Origin of the sequence: Streptomyces sp. NPDC056452, from assembly GCF_042796085.1 — a bacterium.
Classification (GTDB): Bacteria; Actinomycetota; Actinomycetes; order Streptomycetales; family Streptomycetaceae; genus Streptomyces.
Map to the genome: position 1 here is coordinate 26,455 of NZ_JBHTRI010000036.1, position 23,009 is coordinate 49,463.

The following is a 23,009-nucleotide window of genomic DNA, read 5'->3' on the forward strand; positions in this document are numbered from 1 at the left end:
CCGCCACCGGACCGGGTACATGTTCCACGGCCTGCTTCCGGTCCCTGGGCCGACCACGAAAGAGTGAGGCGCACGACATGAACAACCACGTCACCGACCCCGCTACGGAGGCCTTCGTGGCCCACCGAGATCTGCTGTTCACCGTCGCCTACGAGATGCTCGGATCGGCGGCGGACGCCGAGGACGTCCTTCAGGAAGCCTGGCTGCGATGGGTCGAGGTCGATCTGGCGCAAGTGCGGGACCAGCGCGCCTACCTGGTACGGATCACGACCCGGCAAGCGCTCAACCGGCTACGCACCCTGAAACGGCGGAAGGAGGCATATGTCGGCCCCTGGCTGCCCGAGCCTCTGCTCACCGCACCGGACGTGGCCGAGGACGTCGAGCTGTCCGAGAGCCTGTCGCTGGCACTCATGTTCATCCTTGAAACCCTCTCACCGACCGAACGCGCCGTCTTCGTGCTGCACGAGGTTTTCGACTTCGGCTACGACGAGATCGCGGCCGCGGTCGACAAGAGCCCCGCCGCCGCACGCCAGATCGCCTACCGCGCCCGCCGACATGTCGACGCCCGCCGACCGCGCACACCGGCTTCCCCGGAAGAAGGCCGGGAAGCGTTGAATTCGTTCCGGCGCGCGCTCCTGACCGGGGACCTGCAGGGGCTGCTCGACGTACTCGCCCCGGACGTTGTCTTCGTCAGCGACGGCGGCGGCTTCAGGCTGGCGGCTCTGCGCCCGGTCGTCGGCGCCGACAAGGTGCTCCGTTACATGGCCGGCAGTATCGACAAGGCCGGCGGCACCCTCACCGGTGAGCCCACGATGATCAACGGCAACCCCGGAATCATCCTGCGCCTGGACGGCGTGATCGACGGTGTGCTGGCCCTCCGCGTGGAGAACGCCTGCGTCACGGGCCTCTACTACGTCCGCAACCCCGAGAAGCTCACCCGCGTCGAGTTCGAAACCCCCCTCACCTCCCGCTGACCGTCCCCCCGCCAGGTCGGCTCGCACCAACGGAGCGAACACCTTCCTTCCGGACCAGCTCGTCGGACGAGGCGTCCCTGATCAGGCCTGATCCAAAACGAAAGACCCTAGTATGGTCCGGTGGACAGTGCAGACGACGCTCGCGAGGGATCACGCACGGGAGCGTCGGCGGTCGCGGAGCTCCAGGCGCTCGCGATGCAGTTGCGCCGTATGAACGGCGAGATCAACCGCCTGGTGCACGCCTTCGCGCACACCCAGGGCCTGCACGCCACGGATGTCCAGGCGCTCGCGGCGATCCTGGACGCGGATGTTCCGCTGACTCCCGGCCGGCTGCGCGATCATCTCGGTCTGACCTCCGGTGCGGTGACGGCGTGTCTGGACCGTCTGGAGCGCGTCGGCCACATCCGTCGCTCACGGGACAGCGCCGACCGGCGCGTCGTGCATCTGCACTACGAGCCCACGGCCAAGGCGGCCGCACGCTCGTTCTTCATGCCCCTCGCCGAAGCCGCGTCCGGGGCCCGCAGTTCGTCCGATCCGGAAGAACTCGCGGCCACGCTCCGCTTCCTCGCCCGCATGAACGCGGAACTCGCCCGTATGCAGGCCCCCCAGCGCTGACCCGCCCCTCCGCCGGACTGTCCTCGGCCGCCGGGCAGGAGCCGGGTGCCCATATGTTTCAATAATTGAGATACTCGATGATTGAAAGAGTTTCCCCCGACCCGGGAGCACCATGCCCATCGCATCGAGGCCGGTTCGCTGGCTGATCCCCGTATTCCTCGTCGCCGTCTGGCTCGCCGTCGGCGGTGCGTTCGGCTCGTACGCCGGGAAACTCGGAGAGGTGGCCACGAACGACCAGGCCTCGTTCCTCCCGCAGAGCGCCGAGTCCACCCGGGTCGTCGAGGAGCAGAAGGCGTTCAGCCGGCAGGAGACCGTCCCGGCCATCGTCGTCTGGACGTCGGAGAAGGACGGCGCGGACCTCGGCCCGAAGCAGCGGCAGGCGGCCACGGCCGCCCTGGACTCGCTCAACGGCGGGCCGGGGGTGGCGGGTGACGTGACCCCGGCACTGCCGTCGGCGGACGGCAAGGCACTCGAAGGCATCGTCCAGCTGGAATCCGACCTGGGGGACGAGCTCCCCGACGCGGTCGAGCAGATCCGGAAGGCGGCCGACGGGGTACCCGGAACACGTGCGCAGGTCGCCGGCCCCGCGGCCAGCCAGGCGGACCTCTCCGAAGCCTTCGCCGGAATCGACGGACTGCTGCTCGGTGTCGCCCTCGTGACCGTGCTGGTCATCCTGCTGCTGGTCTACCGGAGCGTCCTGCTGCCGCTGGTCATCATCATCGGAGCCGTCTTCTCGCTCGGTGTGGCCTGCGCGCTCGTGTACGTACTCGCGGACCACGACCTCGTACGGGTCGACGGCCAGGTCCAGGGGATCCTGTCGATCCTCGTCATCGGCGCCGCCACCGACTACGCCCTCCTCCTCACCGCACGGTTCCGGGAGGAACTGGGCCGCCACTCCGACCGGTGGACCGCCATGCGTGCCGCGCTGCGTGAGTCCGCCGGACCGATCGTCGCCAGCGCCGCCACCGTCGCCCTGGGGCTGCTCGCCCTCCTGCTCAGCGACCTGACCAACAACCGCGCGCTCGGGCCGGTGGGCGCCATCGGCATCGTCTGCGCCGTCCTGAGCACGCTCACCTTCCTCCCTGCCGTACTCGTGCTGCTCGGCAGGACCGCGTATTGGCCCGCCCGGCCGAAGAAGGGCGAAGCCGCATCGGGTTCGGCGGGAATCTGGTCGCGGATCGCGGCCCTGGTCGACCGGGCCCCGCGCAAGGTGTGGGGAGTCACCCTGGTCGTCCTTCTCGCCTGCGCCGCATTCATGCCGACCCTCAACTCGAAGGGGGTGCCCCTCGAGGAGATCTTCGTCAACGACGCACCTTCCGTTGCCGCCCAGCAGACCCTGAGCAAGCACTTCCCCGGCGGATCCGGCAACCCCGCCGTGGTGATCGCGGAGGCCGATCGGGCGGCGGAGGTGACCGAGGCCGCCGATCAGGTCGCCGGTGTCGCGGACGTCTCCGTGGTGACCGTCTCCGGGCGGCCGGGAGTGGGAGCGCCGCTCGTCGTGGACGGCCGGGTCCGTATCAACGCCACGTTGAGGAGCGCGGCCGACAGCGACGCCGCCAAGGAGACCGTCACCCGCCTGCGCGACGCGGTGCACGGGGTGCCCGGCGCGGAAGCGCTGGTCGGCGGCTACACCGCGCAGCAGTACGACACCCAGAAGACCGCCGAGCAGGACCGCGCCCTCATCGTGCCGGTCGTACTCGTGATCATTCTGGTGATCCTGATCGGGCTCCTCCGCTCCCTGCTCATGCCGCTCCTCCTCGTCGCGACGGTGGCACTCAACTTCCTGGCCACCCTCGGGATCTCGTCCCTGGTCTTCCAGCACGTGTTCGGATTCAGCGGTACGGACTCCTCCGTGCCGCTGTACGGATTCGTCTTCCTGGTCGCCCTCGGGGTCGACTACAACATCTTCCTGATGTCCCGGGTCCGCGAGGAGTCCCTGATCCACGGCACACGGCAGGGCGTGCTGCGCGGGCTGACGACCACCGGCGGGGTCATCACCTCGGCCGGCGTCGTCCTGGCGGCCACCTTCGCGGCCCTGGGCGTGATCCCCCTCGCGTTCCTGGTCCAGATCGCGTTCATCGTCGCCTTCGGCGTACTGCTCGACACCCTGGTCGTCCGCTCACTGCTGGTGCCCGCCCTGGTCAGGGACATCGGACGCGTCGCGTGGTGGCCGGGCGCACTCAGCCGGGAAACGGAGGCGACAGCGGACCGCGTGTGACGCCGGGCGGGCCGGCACGGAACCGTACGATCCGCCCATGCAGCCGCCCGCGTACGCAGGACGCCTCCTGTTCGTCGGGGTGGTCGCGGCCGCCGTCTGCGCCGGCCCGGCCGCCCCTGCCCCCGCAGCAGGCGCGCGCCACGGCGGGGACACCCTCGCGCGGCTCCGCCCGCTCGCCGACCTCTCGGCCCGGCGTCTCGCCACGGCCGAGCTTGTCGCCGCCGCCAAATGGGGGACGGGCAGCCCCGTCGACGACCCGGTCCGTGAGAAACAGGTCCTCGACACGGCGGCGCGGCAGGCCCGCGAAGCGGGAGCCGATCCCGGTGCGACGGTACGGATCCTCCGGGACCAGATCGAGGCGAACAAGCGCGTACAGCGTGCTCTGCACCGCAGTTGGGACGCGAACCCCGCCGGCGCACCGACGGGCCGCCCCGACCTCACGGACGTGCGCGAGGAGATCAACCGCGTCAACGCCGACCTGGTCCGCACGATCGCCGGCTCCGCGACGGCACGCGCGGCCCCTTCCTGCGGCGGCATACTGAGGGTTGCCGAGGCGCTCGTACGGCGCGACCGGCACTTCGACCGTCTCCGCACGACGGCACTGACGCACGCTCTGCGCTCCGTCTGCTCGCGGCCGTTCGCCGGCCCGGTCTGACCGGCCGCGAGCGATCGTCAGCCGGCCGCGCGGGGCACGAGGTCAGCGCCTGCGCACCTTCGGTGAGGGGACCAGCCGGACGACGGTGTTGAGCACATGGTCGATCACGTCGTGCGAGGGCTTGTCCGTGAGGTTGGTGAGCATCCGGGCCAAGGTGTTGAGCAGGAAAGGTGATCCCATGACGTAGCGGTTGAGGATCGGCTGGAAACCCGAACGGCTGAAGACGATGTCGGCGGCCGCGTTGCCGAGACGGTAGTAGCGACCCCAGCGCCGGTTCATCTCGACCGGATAGCCGTGCAGCACCCGCTCCCGCCCCGGGCCCGGGGGGCGGGCGAGGGCCAGCGCCGCGCTCTCGGCTGCGACCTCGCCGGCCTCCATCGCCTGGCCGATGCCCTCCCCGTTCCAGGGGCTGATCATGCCGCCGGAGTCGCCGACGAGGAGAAGACCGCGGGTGTACAGCGGGTGGCGGTTGAATCCCAGGGGCAGCGCCGCGCTCCGGACAGGGCCCTCGGCGTTCTCCTCACGCAGTCCCCACTCGGGCGGAGTGCGGGCCAGCCATTCGTCCAGCGTGGCCCGCAGGTCCGCGGTGCCGTGCCGTCGGTGGGGCAGTGCACCGAGCCCGACGTTGACGCGGCCGTCCCCCATGGGAAAGATCCAGCCGTACCCGGGCAGGTAGTGACGGCTCCCCGGGAAGCGGAGATCCGCCCACAACTCCAGGTACTCCTCCTGGGACCGCTCCGGGCTGCGGTAGTAGCGGCGGGCAGCCGTCGCGATCTGCCGGTTCATGTCCCGCTGCAGGCCCATACCGAGGGCGAGTCGGGCGGAGGCGCCGTCCGCGGCGATGACGATCGGCGCGCGGAAGGCCACCTGCTGCTTGTCCCCGGCCGTGGCGCCGACGCCGGTGATGCGGCCGGCCCGGTCGGTCACGGGCCGGGTCACCTTCACCCCGTTGCGCAGACGTGCTCCGGCGGCAACGGCGTGGCGGGCCAGGATGTCGTCGAAGTCATGACGACTGCGCGAGAGGCCGAAGTCCGGATAGCGCCCCAGGTCGGGCCAGTCGATGTGCACCTGATGGTCCCCGGCCACCCATCGCATACCGCGTGAACGCGTCCATCCCGGAGCCTTGATGTCGACACCCATCCGGATGAGCTGGTGCACCGCCCGCGGGGTCAGGCCGTCCCCGCACACCTTCTCCCGAGGGAACTCGGCCTTCTCCAGGAGCAGGACATCGACGCCCGCCCGGGCGAGGTGGAAGGCCGCGGACGAGCCCGCAGGGCCCGCCCCCACCACGATCACGTCGGCTTCTTCGTCCGAGCCGTGGACGGCGCGATCGTCCGAACGGTCCGGCTTCGTTTCCCGCACGCGGAACCCCTTCCTGGGTCAGCCGGTGCCGTACCGAGGACGGCAGCCCGGCACCTCATCATTGATCAGGACGAGCCGGTGCGGAACAAGGCCCGGGGGTCCGGGCGGGGTGACGGCGCCGTTCGGCGCGCGAGTATGCCGACGGGAGCTTACTTTGGGTGTCGAGCTCAGCACGGTCGGCTACATCTCCTTCCCCTTCCTCGTGCGGGCCCGGAGGGACGCATGCCCGATCTGTTCATCGGTGGACGATGGAGCGCCGCGATCGAGGGCGGAACGCGTGAGATCCGCTGCCCTGCCGACGGCGCCCCGGTCGCCACCGTCGACGAGGCGGGGCCGCAGGACGCCGCGGCGGCAGTCGCCGCGGCGCGTGAGGCCTTCGACCGGGGGCCATGGCCGAGTACGCCTGCCGCCGATCGCGGCCGACTGCTGCTCCGCGTCGCCGACCTCGTGGAACGGGACAAGGACACGTTCGCCAGAGCCGAGACCCTGGACACGGGGAAGCGGCTCGTGGAGAGCGAGTACGACATGGACGACATCGCGAACTGTTTCCGCTACTTCGGGAACCTGGCCGCCTCCGGCGGCACCGACCGCGTCGTCGACACCGGTGACCGGGGGATCGACAGCAGGGTGGTCCACGAACCGGTGGGCGTCTGCTCGCTGATCACTCCGTGGAACTATCCCTTGCTGCAGACGGCCTGGAAGGTGGCCCCCGCGCTCGCCGCGGGCAACACCTTCGTACTCAAGCCCAGTGAACTGACGCCGCACACCGCGATCCTCCTGATGAAGGCGCTCAGCGAGGCCGGACTGCCGCCCGGTGTCGCGAACCTGGTGCTCGGCGCCGGAGCCACCGCGGGCGCGCCGCTGAGCGAGGACCCGCGCGTGGACATGGTCTCCTTCACCGGCGGCCTGGTCACCGGCCGGCTCATCATGGCGGCGGCCGCACCCACCGTGAAGAAGATCGCGCTCGAACTGGGCGGCAAGAACCCCAACATCGTGTTCGCCGACGCCGAGTTCGACACCGCGGTCGACTACGCGCTGATGGCGGTGTTCCTGCACGCCGGGCAGGTCTGCTCGGCCGGTGCGCGGCTGCTCGTCCAGGACGAGCTGCACGACACGTTCGTCGACGAGCTCGTACGGCGCGCCCGGGCCATCCGGCTCGGCGGACCGTTCGACGAGGACGCCCGCAGCGGTCCGCTGATCTCGGCCGCGCATCGCGACAAGGTCGAGGCGTACGTGGCCGCGGGACTGGCGGAGGGCGCCGTACTGCGCTGCGGCGGCGCCCGCCCCGACAACCCCTCGCTGCAGAGCGGCTTCTACTACCTGCCGACCGTGCTCGACGAGTGCACCCCGGACATGACGGTCGTACGGGAGGAGTCGTTCGGCCCGGTCCTGACCGTGGAGCGGTTCCGGGACGAGGGCGAGGCCGTCGCCCTGGCCAACGACACCGTCTACGGACTGGCCGGGGCCGTCTGGACGCAGGACGGCGAGCGTGCCCACCGGGTGGCCGCCGGACTGCGTGCGGGGACCGTGTGGATCAACGACTTCCATCCGTACGTGCCGCAGGCCGAGTGGGGCGGAATGAAGCAGTCCGGCGTCGGCCGCGAACTGGGTCCCGCCGGTCTCGCGGAGTACCAGGAGGCCAAGCACATCTGGCGCAACACCGCAGCCCGGCCGCAGAGGTGGTTCGAGTGAGTCATTCCAATCCGACAGGTCCCGACCCGACAGGTCCCGGCGCGACAGGTCCCGGCGCGACCAGCACGCCGCCCCCCGGCACCCGGGCCGACGGCACCCACGACGACGACTCGATCCACGAACTCGGCTACAAGCCCGAACTCAAGCGAACCCTGGGCAACTTCCACACCTTCGCCGCGGGCATCAGCTACATCTCGATCCTGACCGGCACCTTCCAGCTGTTCTACTTCGGCGTCAGCTTCGGCGGCCCGGCCTACTGGTGGTCCTGGCCCATGGTCTTCGCCGGCCAGCTGATGGTCGCCCTGTGCTTCTGCGAGCTCGCCGCCCGCTACCCGGTGGCCGGCTCGGTCTACAACTGGGCCAAGAGCATGGGCGGCCCGCACATCGGCTGGCTCGGCGGCTGGATGATGATGACCGCCACCATGGTCACGCTCTCGGCCGTGGCGCTCGCCTACCAGATCACGCTGCCGGCGATCGACAGCGGGTTCCAGTTCGTGGGTGACGGCACCGGCAAGAACGATGCGGCGGCCAACGCCGTTCTCCTCGGCACGGTCCTGATCCTCTTCTCGACCCTGGTCAACGCCTTCGGCGTCCAGCTCATGGCTCGGATCAACTCGGCGGGCGTGTTCATCGAGCTGATCGCCGCGGTCGGCCTGATCATCTTTCTGGCGGCGCACATCACCCGGGGCCCCAGCACCGCCCTGACGGACACATACGGGCTCGGAGAGGGACAGACCCTCGGCTACTTCGGTGCGTTCCTCACCGCCTCGCTCGCATCCGCGTACGTCATGTACGGATTCGATACGGCGTCGTCGCTCGGCGAGGAGTCGCACAACCCGACCCGCAACGCGCCCCGCGCCATCCTGCGCGCGCTCGTCGCGTCATTCATCATCGGCGGTCTGATCCTGCTCTTCGCGCTGCTGTCGGTGCCGGACCTGGCCGCGAAGGAGCTGTCGACGGGCGGCCTGCAGTATGTGGTGCTGGAGGTTCTCGGTTCGACCATCGGCGAGATCTTCCTGTGGTGCGTGGTCATCGCGATCACGGTCTGCGTGCTGGCCGTGCAGGCCGCGGGCATCCGGCTGATGTTCGCCATGGCACGCGACAACAACCTTCCAGCGGGCTCGATCCTGGCCCGGGTCAGTCCCCGATTCCAGACCCCCGTGGTGCCTGCCGTCGTGATCGGCGTGGTGGGCGTCATCATCCTGGTGATCAACGTCAACCAGCCGCAGATCTTCTCGGTGATCACGAGCATCGCGATCATCATGATCTATCTGGCCTATCTGATGGTCACGACCCCCATGCTGATCCGACGGCTGCGGGGCACCTGGAAGCCCGTCGAAGGCAGCTTCTCGCTCGGCAGGTTCGGGCTGCCGATCAACATCGTCGCCGTGCTGTGGGGAGCGGCCATGTCGCTCAACCTCGCCTGGCCCCGCGCCGAGGTCTACAACGCGACGGGGGCACAGCACTGGTATCTGCGCTGGGGCGCCTTCCTCTTCATCGGCGTCGTCGCGGTCGGCGGCTTCGCCTACTACTGGTTCGTGCAGCGGCACAAGACGGGCGTACTCGAGGCCCACCGCACCGAGGTGCCCGACCCGACCCCGCCCGCGCCACCGCGCGGCTAGCCGCCCGCACCCCATGACCTCTGGAGACACAGATGCCGGCTGAGAGCCAAGCGCAGGACGAGTTCGACTACGTGGTGGTCGGCGGGGGTACGGCCGGCGCGGTCGTCGCCGCCCGGCTGTCCGAGGACCCGTCCGTCACCGTCTGCGTACTGGAGGCGGGCCCCTCCGACGTCGGCGACGACAACATCCTGCGGCTCGACCGGTGGATGGGGCTGCTGGAATCCGGCTACGACTGGGACTACCCGGTCGAGCCGCAGGACAACGGCAACAGCTTCATGCGGCACGCCCGCGCCAAGGTCCTCGGCGGCTGCTCGTCCCACAACTCCTGCATCGCCTTCTGGGCGCCGGCCGAGGACCTGGACGAATGGGCCGCCCTCGGGTGCACGGGATGGAGTGCCGCGGACTGCTATCCGCTCTACCAGCGGCTGGAGACCAACGACGCGCCCGGCGACCACCACGGGCGCAACGGCCCGGTGACCATCCGCTCGATCCAGCCGAACGACCCCTGCGGGACAGCCCTGCTGGAGGCCTGCGCCGCCGCCGGAATCCCCACCACGCCGTTCAATACCGGTACGACGGTCGTCCGCGGGGCGCACTGGTTCCAGATCAACGCCCGCCCCGACGGGACGCGTTCGTCCGCCTCCGTCTCCTACCTGCACCCGATTCTCGGTCGGCGTCCCAACCTGGAAGTACGCACAGGACTGCAGGCCAAGCGCCTGATCCTCGACGCCGAACAGCGGTGCACCGGCGTCGAGTACCTGGCACCCGACCTCATCCACACGCGTACCGTCGGCGCGCGACGGGAAGTTGTCGTGTCCTGCGGCTCCATCGACGGGCCGAAGCTTCTGATGCTGTCCGGGATCGGCCCGGCTGAGCACCTGCGGGAGACCGGGGTGGAGGTACGCGTCGACTCCCCGGCGGTCGGCGCCCATCTCCAGGACCACCCCGAGGGTGTGATCATGTGGGAGGCGCTGCAGCCCATGGTCACCACGTCCACCCAGTGGTGGGAGATCGGCATCTTCGCCGACACCGAATCCGGCCTCGACCGCCCGGACCTGATGTTCCACTACGGGTCCGTACCCTTCGACATGAACACCTACCGGCGCGGCTACCCGACCTCCGAGAACGCCTTCTGTCTCACGCCCAACGTCACCCGCGCCCGTTCCATGGGCACGGTCCGGCTGCGCACCCGTGACTTCCGGGACAAGCCGCGGGTCGACCCGCGCTATTTCACCGACGAGCACGACGTACGGGTGATGACCCACGGCCTGCGGCTCGCCCGGGACATCGTCTCCCGGGCGCCGATGGCCTCCTGGGCAGGCACGGAACTGGCGCCCGGGGCCGACGCCCGGACCGACGAGGAACTCCTCGACTACATCCGCCGGACCCACAACACGGTCTACCACCCGGCGGGAACGGTACGGATGGGGGCCACCGACGACCCCGAGGCCGTCCTCGATCCGCGGCTGCGTGTGAAGGGTGTGCGGGGTCTGCGGGTGGCCGACGCGTCCGTGATGCCGTTCCTGCCCGCGGTCAACCCGTGCATCACGACGATGATGATCGGGGAGAAGTGCGCGGACATGATCAGGGAGGACCGGGACTGATCCGCCCGGCCACCCCTGCAATAAGTTGCGGAAATTCTCTGCACGTTCTTGCTCGAACCGTGACGGCCTGCTTGACTCACCCGTCGGTGACCACAGTTGACGGTGCGTCCGGTCGGCCGCGAGGGACGTCGACGCCCCACCCTCGCCCCGCGTCAGGTCCGAGAGGAACGCCATGAACACCGAGACCGACGTGCTCGTCCTGGGAGGCGCAGGTGTGGACACGATCGTGTACGTCCCCGAGCTGCCGCTGCCCTACGCCGACAGCTACATGGTGCGGCCGGGGATCGAGACGCGGGCGGGGCAGACCGGGGACTTCGTCGCTCTCGGGGTGAGCGCGCTCGGTCTGCGGACCCACCACCTCGACATGATCGGCGACGACCACGCGGGCGACCTGGTGCGCGCTCTGCACAGGGACCGGGGCATCGCACTGACCGAGGTACCCCTGCCCGGCGGCACCAAGCGGGCGGTCAATCTCGTCGGCCCCGACGGACGGCGGCTGTCCCTGTATGACGACAGCCGCTCGCGGGAGGAGGACCGGCTGCCGCCGGCGACGGTCCGTGCCCTGGCCGCGAAGAGCCGCCACGCCCATGTCTCCATCACCTACCCGTGCGCCTTCGCCCTCCCCGAGCTGCGGGAGGCCGGCGTGAGCATCTCGACCGACCTGCACAACTGGGACGGTGCCAACGCCTACCACGAGGCCTTCGCCCACGAGGCGGACATCGTCTTCCTGTCCACCACCGCCCTGACGGACACGGAAGGGACCATGCGCCGGATAGCGGAGCGCGGCCGGGCCGGCGCGGTCGTCGCGACGGCCGGGGCCGAGGGCGCGTACCTGCTGGTCGACGGGGAGCTGAGCCACATCCCGGCCGTCACGCCGCCCGGACCCGTGGTGGACTCCAACGGTGCCGGCGACGCCTTCGCGGCCGGCTATCTCCTCGGCCGTCTGACCGGCGAACCGCCCCGGCGGTGCGGCCTCTACGGCGCGGTCGCCGGAGCCCACGCGTGCACCGTTCCGGCGACGCGGGCCGACCCCATCGGCCGGGCCGAGCTCCTCGCCCGGGTCGCCGAGTACGAGGCGGCGGCGTGACGCCGTCACCCGCCCCGACAGGTACGCCCGGCTCCTGCCCTGCCCCGCGCCCGGTCAGTCGGTGAGGCCCAGCGCTCCCGCTGCCTGGATCGCCAGCCAGACCTCGGCCAGGGCCCCCGTCGACGCCAGGTCGCGCCGGGCGAGTGTGCCGAAGCGGCGCAGGCGGTAGGCGAGGGTGTTCGGGTGGATGTGCAGCGCCGCCGCCGCCGTCTCCGTGCGGCGGTCGCGTTCCATCCAGGTGCGCGCGGAGACCAGCAACTGCGAGTCGTGGGCCTCGTCGTAGCGCAGGACCTCGCCGAGCACATGCTCGACCAGCGCGGTCAGGACGGCGGGGTCGTCGGGCAGCCACCGGCCGGTGGAGTCGTCGCCGTACCGGACGACGGGGCGGCCGGACTCCGCGGCCTTGGAGACCGCCCAGAGCGCCTCGCGCTGGGCGACCTTCAGCGCGGCGCCCGGCAGGAAGGGGCGGCTCATCCCGGCCGCCACGCCCGGCAGCTCACCGACGGCTGCCGCCAGCTCCGGCGCTCCCAGCACATAGCGGTCCTCGCCCCAGGTGAGCAGCAGATGGGGATGGTCCTCCAGGCAGAGCAGCAGTGCCTCGTCGGTGGTGTGGCGGACCACGAGGAGCACGGTGTCGCCCTCGATCGCGTGCCGGGCGAGCCGGCGGCGTGCCGCCTCCGGGTCGAGCACCTCCTGCAGGAGTTCGGCCAGCGTCTCCGCGCCCTCGCGGCGCAGGGTCTCGCGCTCGTTGCGCACCATCGCCAGCCGTAGCGCCGCCACGGTGGCGATGTGCTGGACGACGGCGATGCCCGCGGGCTGGGCGCCCTGACGCTCGTACGCGACGAGGAAGCCCGCCGGGCCGCCGGGCGCGGGTACCGGGAGGACGAATCCGCCGGGGATCGTCGGTGGGGCGTCGACGGAGGCGGGCAGGACTGCGGGATCCGGCGTGGGGACGCCGGGCAGGAGCGGACGGCCCTGCGGCGTGCACAGGTAGACGTCGTAACCCGACAGGCGTTCCAGCCGGCGCAGGAGTGTCGGCGTGTCCAGGCCCTCGGCGACCAGCCAGCGCAGCGAGCCGAACACTTGGAGCTGTGCGCCCAGCCGGTGTCTGGCGTCCTCCTGGACCGAGGCTGCCACCTCCTGGGCGACCGCGATGAACGGAACGGAGAGTGGCACTTCGAGGACCGGGAAGCCCCGCTCCTCGGCCGCGCGGAAGAACGCGTCGTAGAGCGGCGGCATGTGCAGTTGCGCGGAGAGCGCGAGCGCGGACACCCCGGCATCGTCCAGCCGCTCCAGGTAGGCCCGCTGCCCGGCGGCGGTGCGCGGCACCGCCAGACCCGTCGTCATGATCATCTCGGCGCCCAGGAGCCAGGGTGTCGGATCGGCGAGCTCGATGGCGTGCGCCCAGGACACGGACCGGCCCAGACCGTCGCCCCCTGCCTTCACGGTGAGCTGAAGGGCGGGGAAGGAGAGCAGATCCTCGACGGTTAGTTTGTTGCTGGCCACAGAAGAGAGCCTACTGCTCCGTGATCGGCACAGTTGTCGATGATCGTGCATGGGCCACACACTGTGGGACCGTCCCCATGCATGAACGGAAGGTGGAGCCACCCGTGACGACCTCGATCACCGAAATCGAGACCTATGGTGTCGAGAGGATCCCGGACAAGGACCGCACGGCCCGCCCGATCGATCTGTTCCGGCTCGCCTTCGGCGGTGCCAACACCTTCGCGACCTGTGTGCTGGGCGCCTTCCCGATCCTCTTCGGCCTCTCCTTCTGGCAGGGGCTCGCGGCGACCGTCCTCGGCCTCGTCGCCGGTGCGCTGCTGCTGGCCCCCATGGCACTGTTCGGCCCCGCCAACGGCACGAACAACGCCGTCTCCTCCTCCGCGCACCTGGGCGTGCACGGCCGGGTCGTCGGCTCGTTCCTCTCCCTGCTCACCGCCATAGCCTTCTTCTCGATCTCGGTGTGGTCCTCCGGCGACGCGCTCGTCGGCGGCGCGCACCGGCTCGTCGACCTCCCCGAGTCGGACGTCACCTACGGCATCGCGTACGCGATCTTCGCCGGGCTCGTCCTCGTGGTCTGCATCTACGGTTTCCGGTTCATGCTGCTGGTCAACAAGATCGCGGTGCTCGCGGCCTCCGCCCTCTTCGTGCTCGGTGCCTTCGCCTTCGCCGGCGACTTCGACCCCGGGTACGCGGGTGCCTTCGCCTCCACCGCCGACCCGCTGTTCTGGCCGTCGTTCATCGGCGCCGCGCTGATCGTGCTGTCCAACCCGGTCTCCTTCGGCGCCTTCCTCGGTGACTGGTCCCGCTACATCCCGGCCGGGGCCCCGCGCCGCCGGGTGATGGGGGCCGCGTTCCTCGCCCAGATCGCCACCCTGCTGCCCTTCCTCTTCGGCCTGGCCACCGCGTCGATCATCGCGTCGAAGGCCGCGAAGTACGTCGACCCGGCCGCCCCCAACTACGTGGGCGGACTGCTCGCGATCTCGCCCGGCTGGTACTTCCTGCCGCTCTGCCTGATCGCCCTCATCGGCGGCCTCTCCACCGGCACGACGGCCCTCTACGGCACGGGCCTCGACTTCTCCAGCGTCTTCACGCGCTTCAGCCGCGTCCAGGCCACCTTCTTCATCGGTGCCCTGTCCATCGCGTTCATCTTCGTCGGCCGCTTCGCGCTCAACCTCGCCCAGTCCATCTCCACCTTCGCCACGCTGATCATCACCTGCACCGCACCGTGGATGATCGTCATGGCGCTCGGCTACGTCACCCGGCGCGGCTGGTACGACGCGGAGGCGCTGCAGGTCTTCAACCGCCGCCAGCGCGGCGGCCGCTACTGGTTCACGAACGGCTGGAACTGGCGCGGCATGGCCACATGGCTCGTCTCCGCCGTCGTGGCGCTCCTCTTCACCAACCTGCCCGGCCAGTTCGTCGGCCCGCTCGGCAACCTCGCCAACGGTACGGACATCTCGCTGCCGGTCGGCCTCGTCCTCGCGACCGTGCTCTACCTCGCCCTGCTCGCCGTGTTCCCCGAGCCGCGCGCCGTCTACGGACCGGCCGGCCCCCGCTTCGTCCGGGCGTCCGACGCCTCCGTGCCGCCGATCACCGGCGGCGCCGAGGAGACCGTCACGGAGCCCGCCGCGGCCCACTGAACCCCCGCCGACCCCCCCGTAACCGCAAGCCGGGCGTTCCGGCACCGCCCGCCGGAACGCCCGTGACCAGGAGCTGTGCATGAGCACCACCACCGTCCAGGAAGTCCGGGCCGCCGCCGACGCGCTCGTCGCGGCCTTCGCGGAGGGCCGCCTCGACGACTACTTCGGCGCCTTCGCCCCGGACGCGACCTTCGTCTTCCACACCACCCCGGAGCGGCTCGGCTCCACGGCCGAGTACCGCGCGCTCTGGCAGCGGTGGGTGGAGCAGGACGGCTTCCGCATCCTCGGCTGCACCTCGTCCGCGCAGCTGATCCAGCACTTCGGCGACACGGCCGTCTTCAGCCACGACGTGGAGACCCGGGTCGCCACCGAGGCCGGCGAGGAGACCGTCCAGGAGCGGGAGACGATCGTCTTCACCCGCGCCGACGACGGCCGTTGGACCGCCGTCCACGAGCACCTGTCCGCCCGTACCGCCGCCTGAGCAGGAGAAACGCTTCTATGAGCACCACGTTCCGCAACTACATCGACGGTGCACTCGCCGACGCCTCGGACGGTCGCACGCTCGATGTGGTGGACCCCGCCACCGGCGACGTCTACGCGACCTCACCGCTCTCGGGGGCGGCAGACGTCGACGCGGCGATGGCCGCCGCGGCCGCGGCGTTCCCCGTCTGGCGCGACACCACGCCGTCCGTGCGACAGCGCGCACTGCTGAAGATCGCCGACGCGATGGAGGCACGGGCCGACGAGCTGGTCGCCGCGGAGAGCCGGGACACCGGCAAGCCGCTCCACCTCACCCTCAGCGAGGAACTGGCCCCCGCGATCGACCAGGTCCGCTTCTTCGCGGGCGCGGCGCGGCTGCTGGAGGGCCGCTCGGCCGGTGAGTACATGGAGGGCCTGACCTCCATCATCCGCCGTGAGCCGGTCGGTGTGTGCGCACAGGTCGCGCCGTGGAACTACCCGCTGCTGATGGCGGTGTGGAAGTTCGCCCCGGCGCTCGCGGCGGGCAACGCGGTGGTCCTCAAGCCCTCGGACACCACCCCGGCCTCCACGGTGCTGATGGCCGAGATCATCGGCGGTGTCCTCGAGGAGCTGGAGCTGCCCCGCGGAATCTTCAACGTGGTCTGCGGCGACCGTGAGACCGGCCGCCTGATGGTGGAGCACCCCACGCCCGCGATGGCCTCGATCACCGGCTCGGTACGCGCCGGCATCCAGGTCGCCCAGAGCGCCGCCAAGGACGTCAAGCGCGTCCACCTGGAGCTCGGCGGCAAGGCCCCGGCAGTGGTCTTCGAGGACGCCGACCTGGCGAAGGCGGTCGAGGACCTGGTGGTGGGCGGATTCTTCAACGCCGGACAGGACTGCACGGCCGCGACCCGCATCCTGGTCCACGAGTCCGTCCACGACGAGTTCGTCACCGCGCTCGCCAAGGCTGCCGCCGACACGAAGACCGGCCTGCCGGACGACGAGGACGTGCTGTACGGCCCGCTCAACAACGCGGGCCAGCTGGCGCAGGTCAGCGGCTTCATCGAGCGGCTCCCCGAGCACGCCAAGGTGGAGGCGGGCGGCCACCGGGTCGGTGACAAGGGCTACTTCTACGCCCCGACCGTCGTCTCCGGCCTCGAGCAGGACGACGAGATCATCCAGAACGAGGTCTTCGGCCCCGTGATGACCGTCCAGTCGTTCACGGACGAGGCCCAGGCGCTCGAGTACGCCAACGGGGTCGAGTACGCGCTGGCCTCCTCGGTGTGGACCAAGGACCACGCCCGCGCGATGCGGATGTCGAAGAACCTCGACTTCGGTTGCGTGTGGATCAACACCCACATGGCACTCGTCGCCGAGATGCCGCACGGCGGGTTCAAGAAGTCCGGGTACGGCAAGGACCTTTCGGCGTACGGCTTCGAGGACTACACCCGGATCAAGCACGTCATGACGTCGCTCTGACATCAGGGAATCCGTCGCCCGCCCCGGCACTGTCCAGCGGGGCGGGCGGTGCGAGGCCACATTGCTGAATGGCCCGTGGGGCCGCGTGTGCGCCGGGAACCGATGGACGGGATGTTCTACGGTGCTCTGATGCGCCGGTCTGTCCCCTGGTGGGCCCTTTTCTCCTCGGTGTGCGCTCCGATTCTGCTGGTCGGCGGCTGGGCGATCTCGGCAGTGCTCCAGGGGCGCGACTACGATCCCGCGTCGCGAACGATCAGCACCCTTGCCGCCAGGGGCGCCGACGGGTACTGGGTGATGACCTCGGCCCTGGTGGCCTTGGGCGCCTGCCATGTGATCACCGCGTGCGGGCTGCGGTCCGCAGCACCCCCAGGACGTGTGGCGCTGGCCGGCGGAGGGGTGTCGGCGATGCTGCTGGTCCTGTTCCCTGCGCCGAGCAGCGGGGGATCCCTGGACCACGGCGCGGTGGTGGCGGTCGGCTTCTCGCTTCTCGCGGTCTGGCCGATTCTGGCGGTACGGCGGGGCCCGGGCCAACGCCGTGCAGGCGAGCGGCGTCCGATGGGCATGCTTCTGGCCCGGAGCACGCCGTGGGGTCTTCGCCCGGGTCCGTCGTTCATGGCGACCGTGCTGATGTGGATCGGCGGTGTCTGGTTCCTGCTGGCCCTGTTCGCGCACGACACGGCTGGAGCCGCCGAGCGCGTCCTGACCTTCGCGCAGTCGTTCTGGCCGCTCGTGGTGGTCGTCTCCTGCGTACGGCAGACCGATCGCGACGAAGAGCAGGGCGGAGGCGCCGCAGACGTTCCCCGCCGTTGACGAACCGGGGGACGGTGGTGCCGTGTGCGGGAACCGCCTCGTTCCGCTCACCGCGGGGGAGAACCGGACCTCGATATTCTCCGGAATTCTCCGGATTCGAGTCCGGGACGAACCCGCTCCCTGGATTGTCGTCCGGGTGTCCATGAATTCAGGCACGTCCGGGATTCCCCGGTTCTCACTGACCGGGGAGCGGGTGCCATAAAGCCGGCGCGGCGCAGAGCGAGGACCCTTGACGGGCTGTCTCCTGCCCCCACCGGGCGGTGGGCCGGGCCTGCACCGTTTCACCTCCGGTCAGCTGCAGCATCGTCATCGAAACGGGCCCGGATTGTTCGTCCGGCTCCGTCCGTAGCAGCAGCCACAAGCCCGCTACCCGCCGCACCTCACTCGAACGTAATCACGAAACCGACACCAACTCGCGAATTACCATCCGAGTTGGCGCATCCGAGCTCTCTCTGTCTGATGAGCGGTGATGAACTTCCCGTGGCGTGCGGGGAAGGTGCTCCCGTCCGCGGCCCGCGGCCCCTGCGGCGATGATCCACTTCGCCCTGAATAGGTTCCGGTTGTCGCACTCGCCCCACCCTGCGCAAGCGCTTCAACCCCCGTACAATGACCGCGATTTGGCATGCCAGGTCGCTGCTGCACCACCGCGCTCGATGGCGGAGAGCCCGGATATCGCCTGTGACCCCGTCCCCAACGGAGCCCTGATGGATCCTGACGCCCTGTTACCGATGGCCGGACACGGCCCCTCGGCCCGTGCAAGGGCCCGTCGTGACAGTGGTTGTGACGTGGCGTCCGATAGTCGACCGGGAAAGCCCGCCAGGCATCGCGCTGCCGCCCCTGTGGCTGTCTTCGTCGGCTCCGCGCCACCTCGGCGGCCGAGGAGCGGCAGGGTCGCCTCCGCTTTCTCAATCTTCACGGATCATTCACACCCCATGGATGAACCGCTCGACCACAGGCCCGACAGTCCCTCCAGGCGTATCCGGAAATGGCAGCCGGCCTTTCTGTGACCGTGTCCGCCGGGCAAGTTCCCGGAAGCTCGAACCCGACCCTAGGACCCCTCTCCCGTGACCTTGGAATCAGAATCCGCCATAGCACTCGGCGCCGTGACAGTCCTTCTGGCCGTCGCCGTCGTGCTGCTGGCACGCTCGCGCAAGAAACACATACGGCGCGGCAAGGAATATGAATCAGCCCGCGACGGCTTCGAATCCCGTATGCGAGATGCCGAAGGGCGTGCGCTGACGGCAGCGAAGGAAAGGAAATCTGCTGAGACCCATGCCGACGAGGTCGAAGCCTATGCAGCGGATTTCCGTGACGAGGTACGTCACCTCGTCTCCGCGCGGCTGCCCGCGCTGGCACTGAATCTGATCAGTTCGCACCACCCCGTTCCCGGCCTGCTGCACGAGAACTTTGCCGGTTCCGACGACGGTCTTCTCCTGGACTCCGTACTCGAGCACGTATCGGTCAGTCTGCTCAAGGAACGACGCCGCGTGGACGCTGCTGCCCGGGCCGCCCTGCGAGGCACGAACCAGGACGCGCAGGCGCTCTCCTACCGTCTGCAGACGGAGATCGACGAGCTGCAGCACGAGTTCAGCGCTCCGCAGAGCCTGACGAGCAGGCTGCTCCAGGCGGACCACCTCAACGAGCAGCTTCTGCGGCTCCTGCAGAAGTCCGCCGTGGCGTACGGGGCTTGGCCGGGACACGTCCGCAAGGACACGTACGTGACCGAGATCATCGGTGGCGCTTCCTCGCGACTGCGTGGCTTCGAACGCATCCAGATCATCTCCCGGCTCCGGTCCTCCGACATCGGCGTCGTCGGACGTGCCGCCGAGCCCATCGCGATGGCCTGTGCGGAGCTGATGGCCAATGCGCTGGAGCATTCACGCGACGACCTGATGGTGGAGGTCAGCGTGATCCAGACCGGGAACGGCAACGTGTGCATCACGTTCGACGACTCGGGCACGGGCATGACCGCGGAGGCAACCATCCGCGGGACGCGCCTGCTGTCGGGAGACCAGCAGGAAGTGATGCTCACCGAGCTCGGTGACCCACCGTCGCAGGGCTTCGCCGCCGTCGGCCGGCTGGTGGCCGACTACGGCTTCTCCGTCTCCATCAACCACCAATCCGCCTATGGAGGGGTGCGTGCCGTGCTGTCGATTCCGCCGAACCTGCTCACCTCGATGAACGAGGAGGCGAAGCCTCCTTCCGCGATGGCTCCGCTGCCCGCCTCGGCACCCCAGGTCCGCAAGCGCTCCGTCCCTGCCCAGCCTGCGTCCTCCTCCGAGCCGAGCCGCAGCCCGGCTGCTGCTGACGCCGCGCCGGAACTGCCCCAGCGCAACAGGCGCACCGTTGCGGTGTCCGCCACCGAGGATGTCGCTCCCCGGTACCGGCCCCAGGATCCTCGCCGTGCCCAGGACACCTGGAACGACTTCCAGGAGGGGCTGGCCAGCGGCCGAGCAACCACCGATTCGGAGGAAACACCGTGACGCTCAACAACTACAGCCAGCCCGATCAGGCCGCCTGGTACCTGAAACCCATCACCGAGATCAAGGGCGTCCTGCATGCCCTGACGATGACCCGCGACGGGATGGTCCAGGCCACCTCGGAGAATCTCGGGCGGGACGACGCGGAAGGCATAGGCGCGATGACGTCCGCCTTCTACGCCGCCGCGCGGGCTGCCACCAATACGGCCCTGGGCCAGCCGGAGAACACACCGCTCGTCACCGCGACCACGCAGAACGAGCACGGGATTTATATGGTCATGCCGGCCGGGGACAACACCCTGATCGCGGCTGCGGGCACTGACGACATGCCCATGGGCGTGGTGGCGGGCGCCATGGCCCGCCAGGCCATGAAGCTCGGCCAGCAGAGTATGTCCGTTCCCGCCCGCGCCCAGGACGGCCTGTCATGAGTCGGGAGCGGAGGCTGCTTCCGCCCTATCTGGGAACGGGGGGCTCCGAGGCCCCTACGGCCGGCAGCCTCGACAGGCTGACAGCCCTCCGTGCGACCGGCCTTCCTCTCCCCTCTTATCACACACCGATACAACTGCGCATGGTCGAGCTTGTCCTGGACGGCTCCCTCAGCGTCATCGAGGTGGCCGGCTACCTCAAGCTCCCGGTCGGAGCGAGCCTCATGATCGCGGGGCAGCTCGTCAGCGAGGGGCATTTAGAGGCGAGCGACCCGGTCCCGGACGCTCTCTCCGCGTTGCGCGCAGACCGTCCGTCGAAAGCAGTCATGGAAGAGGTTCTGAGTGGACTCCGCCAACTCCTCGTCGCCTAGCCCGCGCCCGGTCTACCTGCCGGAGGGGACGCACAAGCGCATCAAGATTCTTGTCGCCGGTCCCATCGGTGTAGGCAAGACGACGTCGATACAAACGCTGTCGGAGATACCGACACTGCACACCGACGAGGTCATGACCGACGCTGCCGCCACCACCGACGACCTCAGCCTCGTCGGGCTGCGCAACAAGACCACGACCACGGTGGCCATCGACTTCGGCCGCCGGACCCTGCCGGGCAACAAGATCGTCCTGTACCTGTACGGGACGCCGGGGCAGCGCCGCTTCCTTCCCCTGTGGGAGGGCATCGCCTTCGGAGCTCTCGGAGCCCTCGTCCTTGCCGACACCCGGCGCCTGGACGAATCCTTCGAGGTGATGGATCTCATCGAGGAGCGCGGTTTGCCGTACGCAGTCGCAGTCAATACCTTCCCTGACTCACCCGACTACCCGATAGAGCTGCTCCGTTCGAAGCTCGACCTCGACCCGGCCACCCCCCTGGTCACCTGCGACGCACGTGACATGAAGAGCAGCCTGGAAGCTCTCATCGCCCTTACCGCCCATTCCATCTCCTCTGCCGTAGCCGGAGCCGAAACCTCGTGACCATCACCCCGACCGATGCGCCCGTGTCCCTCCACGGGGCCGAGCACGCTGCCGACCCCCAGCGCAGCTATGAACTGCTGCGCCGGCAGGGACCCGTCGGCGTCGCCGAGGTCGCCCCCGGTGTCGTTGTCCATCTGGTCACCGACTATCAAGCCGCAGTCGAACTCCTGCGGGACACGGACACATGGTCCAAGGACACCCGCAGTTGGCTGCACCAGGTGCCGCAGGACAGCCCGATCAGGCCCCTCGTGGAGTGGCGGCCGAGCCTCTTCTTCGCCGACGGCGAGCAGCACGCACACCTACGACGTGTGATCACCGACAGCTTCGGCCTCCTGGACCCCCACGAGGTACGCGCCCTGACGTGCCGGTACGCGGACACGCTGCTCCAGGATTTCGCCGACACGGGGAACGTCGACCTCGTCCGGCAGTACGCGCAGCAGCTGCCCCTGATGATCTTCAACGCCCTGTTCGGCATGCCGGACGAACACGGCCCACAGCTCGTGTGGGCTCTCGCGGCGATGATGGACAGCGATCCGGAGAAGCAGGCGGCCGGGGGGCAGACGTTCGGCGCCTACCTCCAGACGCTCTACGCCACCAAGTCCGTCCAGCGCGGCCAGGATCTGACCTCGTGGTTCATCGACCACCCCAACGGCCTGAACCAGGAAGAGGCCACCAACCAGATCCTGATCACGCTCGGCGCGGGTAACGAGCCGCTGGTCAACCTCATCGCGAACACACTCGTGCGCATGCTGAGTGACGAGCGCTACTTCGGCACGCTGACCACGGGCAGTCTGCCCATCCAGCATGCGATCAACGACGCGCTGTGGAACGAGTCGCCCTTGGCGAACTACAGCTTCCACGTGCCCAAGGAGGACATCAACTTCCACGGGACCGCCATCGCCGCGGGCTCGCCCGTCATGGTCTCGTACGCCGCCGCGAACACCTGTCCCCACTCGGGCACCCCGTCGGACGGCTACCGTTCGGGTACCAAGGCGCACCTGGCCTTCGCAGCCGGTCCACATGCCTGTCCCGCCAGTGACGTGGCACTGCTCATCGCCACCACGGCGATCGAACGGCTCGTCAGCTATCTGCCGGACATCGAACTGGCTGTTCCCAAGGACCAACTCGCCTACCGGGCCGGGGCCGTTCACCGGACACTCACCGCGCTGCCCGCACGGTTCACCCCGCTGACCCCCGACGCCAAGGGGGCAACGCCTTGGTCCCGGAGTCCCGTCGATCCCAGGAACAAGGACGGGTCGGCCACCGCGGATGCGGACTTCAGCGCGACGTCGAGGCCATCGGCCTAGCTCCACACGGCCGTTGTGACGCGGTGGTGCCGTCCGTAGAAGCGGCCGGCACCACCGCGTCATCCAGGAGAGTCCTTGTCCCGGGCCCGTCCCCTGTGCGCACGA

General features: G+C 69.6%; 19 protein-coding genes. 17 read left to right on the plus strand and 2 right to left on the minus strand.

The genetic code is table 11. The features are described 5' to 3' along the window. The first annotated feature begins 77 nt into the window (after window positions 1-77). From ACFQ6X_RS29150 to aroQ, 4 genes are all read left to right on the plus strand, one after another. Window positions 78-974 (plus strand): RNA polymerase sigma-70 factor, encoded by an 897-nt coding sequence (locus tag ACFQ6X_RS29150; protein WP_383185724.1) that lies wholly within the window; start codon window positions 78-80, stop codon window positions 972-974. Between the two features lie 120 nt (window positions 975-1,094). Then, window positions 1,095-1,589, plus strand: coding sequence for a MarR family winged helix-turn-helix transcriptional regulator (locus ACFQ6X_RS29155; RefSeq protein WP_383185726.1), 495 nt, complete (start codon window positions 1,095-1,097; stop codon window positions 1,587-1,589). Window positions 1,590-1,701: 112 nt separating this feature from the next. Beyond that, window positions 1,702-3,807, plus strand: a complete 2,106-nt coding sequence (locus ACFQ6X_RS29160) for an MMPL family transporter (protein ID WP_383185727.1) — start codon at window positions 1,702-1,704, stop codon at window positions 3,805-3,807. A 37-nt stretch (window positions 3,808-3,844) separates the two neighbouring features. Continuing rightward, complete coding sequence (gene aroQ / locus ACFQ6X_RS29165) at window positions 3,845-4,462, plus strand: gamma subclass chorismate mutase AroQ (protein WP_383185729.1); 618 nt, start codon at window positions 3,845-3,847, stop codon at window positions 4,460-4,462. Window positions 4,463-4,504: 42 nt separating this feature from the next. Here the strand turns inward: aroQ and ACFQ6X_RS29170 are convergent, their stop codons facing one another. After that, on the minus strand, window positions 4,505-5,824 hold the full coding sequence (locus ACFQ6X_RS29170; protein ID WP_383185731.1) for a geranylgeranyl reductase family protein: 1,320 nt from the start codon (window positions 5,822-5,824) through the stop codon (window positions 4,505-4,507). 222 nt (window positions 5,825-6,046) lie between these two features. On the opposite strand from ACFQ6X_RS29170, the gene ACFQ6X_RS29175 reads away from it, so the two are divergent. From ACFQ6X_RS29175 to ACFQ6X_RS29190, 4 genes are all read left to right on the plus strand, one after another. Next, window positions 6,047-7,516 carry an aldehyde dehydrogenase family protein gene (locus ACFQ6X_RS29175; protein WP_383185733.1) on the plus strand — a complete coding sequence of 490 codons (1,470 nt, stop codon included), beginning with the start codon at window positions 6,047-6,049 and terminating at the stop codon, window positions 7,514-7,516. Between the two features lie 113 nt (window positions 7,517-7,629). Then, window positions 7,630-9,138 (plus strand): APC family permease, encoded by a 1,509-nt coding sequence (locus ACFQ6X_RS29180; RefSeq protein ID WP_383185797.1) that lies wholly within the window; start codon window positions 7,630-7,632, stop codon window positions 9,136-9,138. Between the two features lie 32 nt (window positions 9,139-9,170). Next, window positions 9,171-10,742 (plus strand): GMC family oxidoreductase, encoded by a 1,572-nt coding sequence (locus ACFQ6X_RS29185; protein WP_383185735.1) that lies wholly within the window; start codon window positions 9,171-9,173, stop codon window positions 10,740-10,742. 172 nt (window positions 10,743-10,914) lie between these two features. Continuing rightward, the gene (locus ACFQ6X_RS29190) at window positions 10,915-11,829 is read left to right on the plus strand and encodes an adenosine kinase (protein WP_383185736.1); all 915 of its coding nucleotides are present in this window, start codon (window positions 10,915-10,917) and stop codon (window positions 11,827-11,829) included. 54 nt (window positions 11,830-11,883) lie between these two features. Here ACFQ6X_RS29190 and ACFQ6X_RS29195 read toward each other — a convergent pair whose 3' ends face one another. Further along, entirely contained in the window at window positions 11,884-13,335 is a 1,452-nt protein-coding gene (locus tag ACFQ6X_RS29195) for a PucR family transcriptional regulator (protein WP_383185738.1), read from the minus strand. A 77-nt stretch (window positions 13,336-13,412) separates the two neighbouring features. On the opposite strand from ACFQ6X_RS29195, the gene ACFQ6X_RS29200 reads away from it, so the two are divergent. From ACFQ6X_RS29200 to ACFQ6X_RS29240, 9 genes are all read left to right on the plus strand, one after another. Beyond that, window positions 13,413-14,975 (plus strand): purine-cytosine permease family protein, encoded by a 1,563-nt coding sequence (locus ACFQ6X_RS29200; RefSeq protein WP_383185739.1) that lies wholly within the window; start codon window positions 13,413-13,415, stop codon window positions 14,973-14,975. 79 nt (window positions 14,976-15,054) lie between these two features. Further along, window positions 15,055-15,456: a nuclear transport factor 2 family protein gene (locus ACFQ6X_RS29205; protein ID WP_383185741.1), complete on the plus strand. Its 402-nt coding sequence runs from the start codon at window positions 15,055-15,057 to the stop codon at window positions 15,454-15,456. A 17-nt stretch (window positions 15,457-15,473) separates the two neighbouring features. After that, on the plus strand, window positions 15,474-16,913 hold the full coding sequence (locus tag ACFQ6X_RS29210; protein WP_383185743.1) for a gamma-aminobutyraldehyde dehydrogenase: 1,440 nt from the start codon (window positions 15,474-15,476) through the stop codon (window positions 16,911-16,913). Between the two features lie 129 nt (window positions 16,914-17,042). After that, window positions 17,043-17,723 (plus strand): DUF998 domain-containing protein, encoded by a 681-nt coding sequence (locus tag ACFQ6X_RS29215; RefSeq protein ID WP_383185744.1) that lies wholly within the window; start codon window positions 17,043-17,045, stop codon window positions 17,721-17,723. Window positions 17,724-18,826: 1,103 nt separating this feature from the next. After that, window positions 18,827-20,206 carry a sensor histidine kinase gene (locus tag ACFQ6X_RS29220; protein WP_383185746.1) on the plus strand — a complete coding sequence of 460 codons (1,380 nt, stop codon included), beginning with the start codon at window positions 18,827-18,829 and terminating at the stop codon, window positions 20,204-20,206. Continuing rightward, window positions 20,203-20,631, plus strand: coding sequence for a roadblock/LC7 domain-containing protein (locus ACFQ6X_RS29225; protein WP_329205139.1), 429 nt, complete (start codon window positions 20,203-20,205; stop codon window positions 20,629-20,631). The genes ACFQ6X_RS29220 and ACFQ6X_RS29225 overlap by 4 nt, the downstream gene beginning before the upstream one ends. Continuing rightward, the gene (locus ACFQ6X_RS29230; protein WP_329205137.1) at window positions 20,628-20,999 is read left to right on the plus strand and encodes a DUF742 domain-containing protein; all 372 of its coding nucleotides are present in this window, start codon (window positions 20,628-20,630) and stop codon (window positions 20,997-20,999) included. The genes ACFQ6X_RS29225 and ACFQ6X_RS29230 overlap by 4 nt, the downstream gene beginning before the upstream one ends. 40 nt (window positions 21,000-21,039) lie before the next feature. Further along, window positions 21,040-21,597 carry an ATP/GTP-binding protein gene (locus tag ACFQ6X_RS29235; RefSeq protein ID WP_383185798.1) on the plus strand — a complete coding sequence of 186 codons (558 nt, stop codon included), beginning with the start codon at window positions 21,040-21,042 and terminating at the stop codon, window positions 21,595-21,597. Further along, window positions 21,594-22,904, plus strand: a complete 1,311-nt coding sequence (locus ACFQ6X_RS29240) for a cytochrome P450 (RefSeq protein WP_383185748.1) — start codon at window positions 21,594-21,596, stop codon at window positions 22,902-22,904. Before ACFQ6X_RS29235 ends, ACFQ6X_RS29240 begins: the two co-directional genes overlap by 4 nt. The last annotated feature ends 105 nt before the right edge of the window (window positions 22,905-23,009 follow it).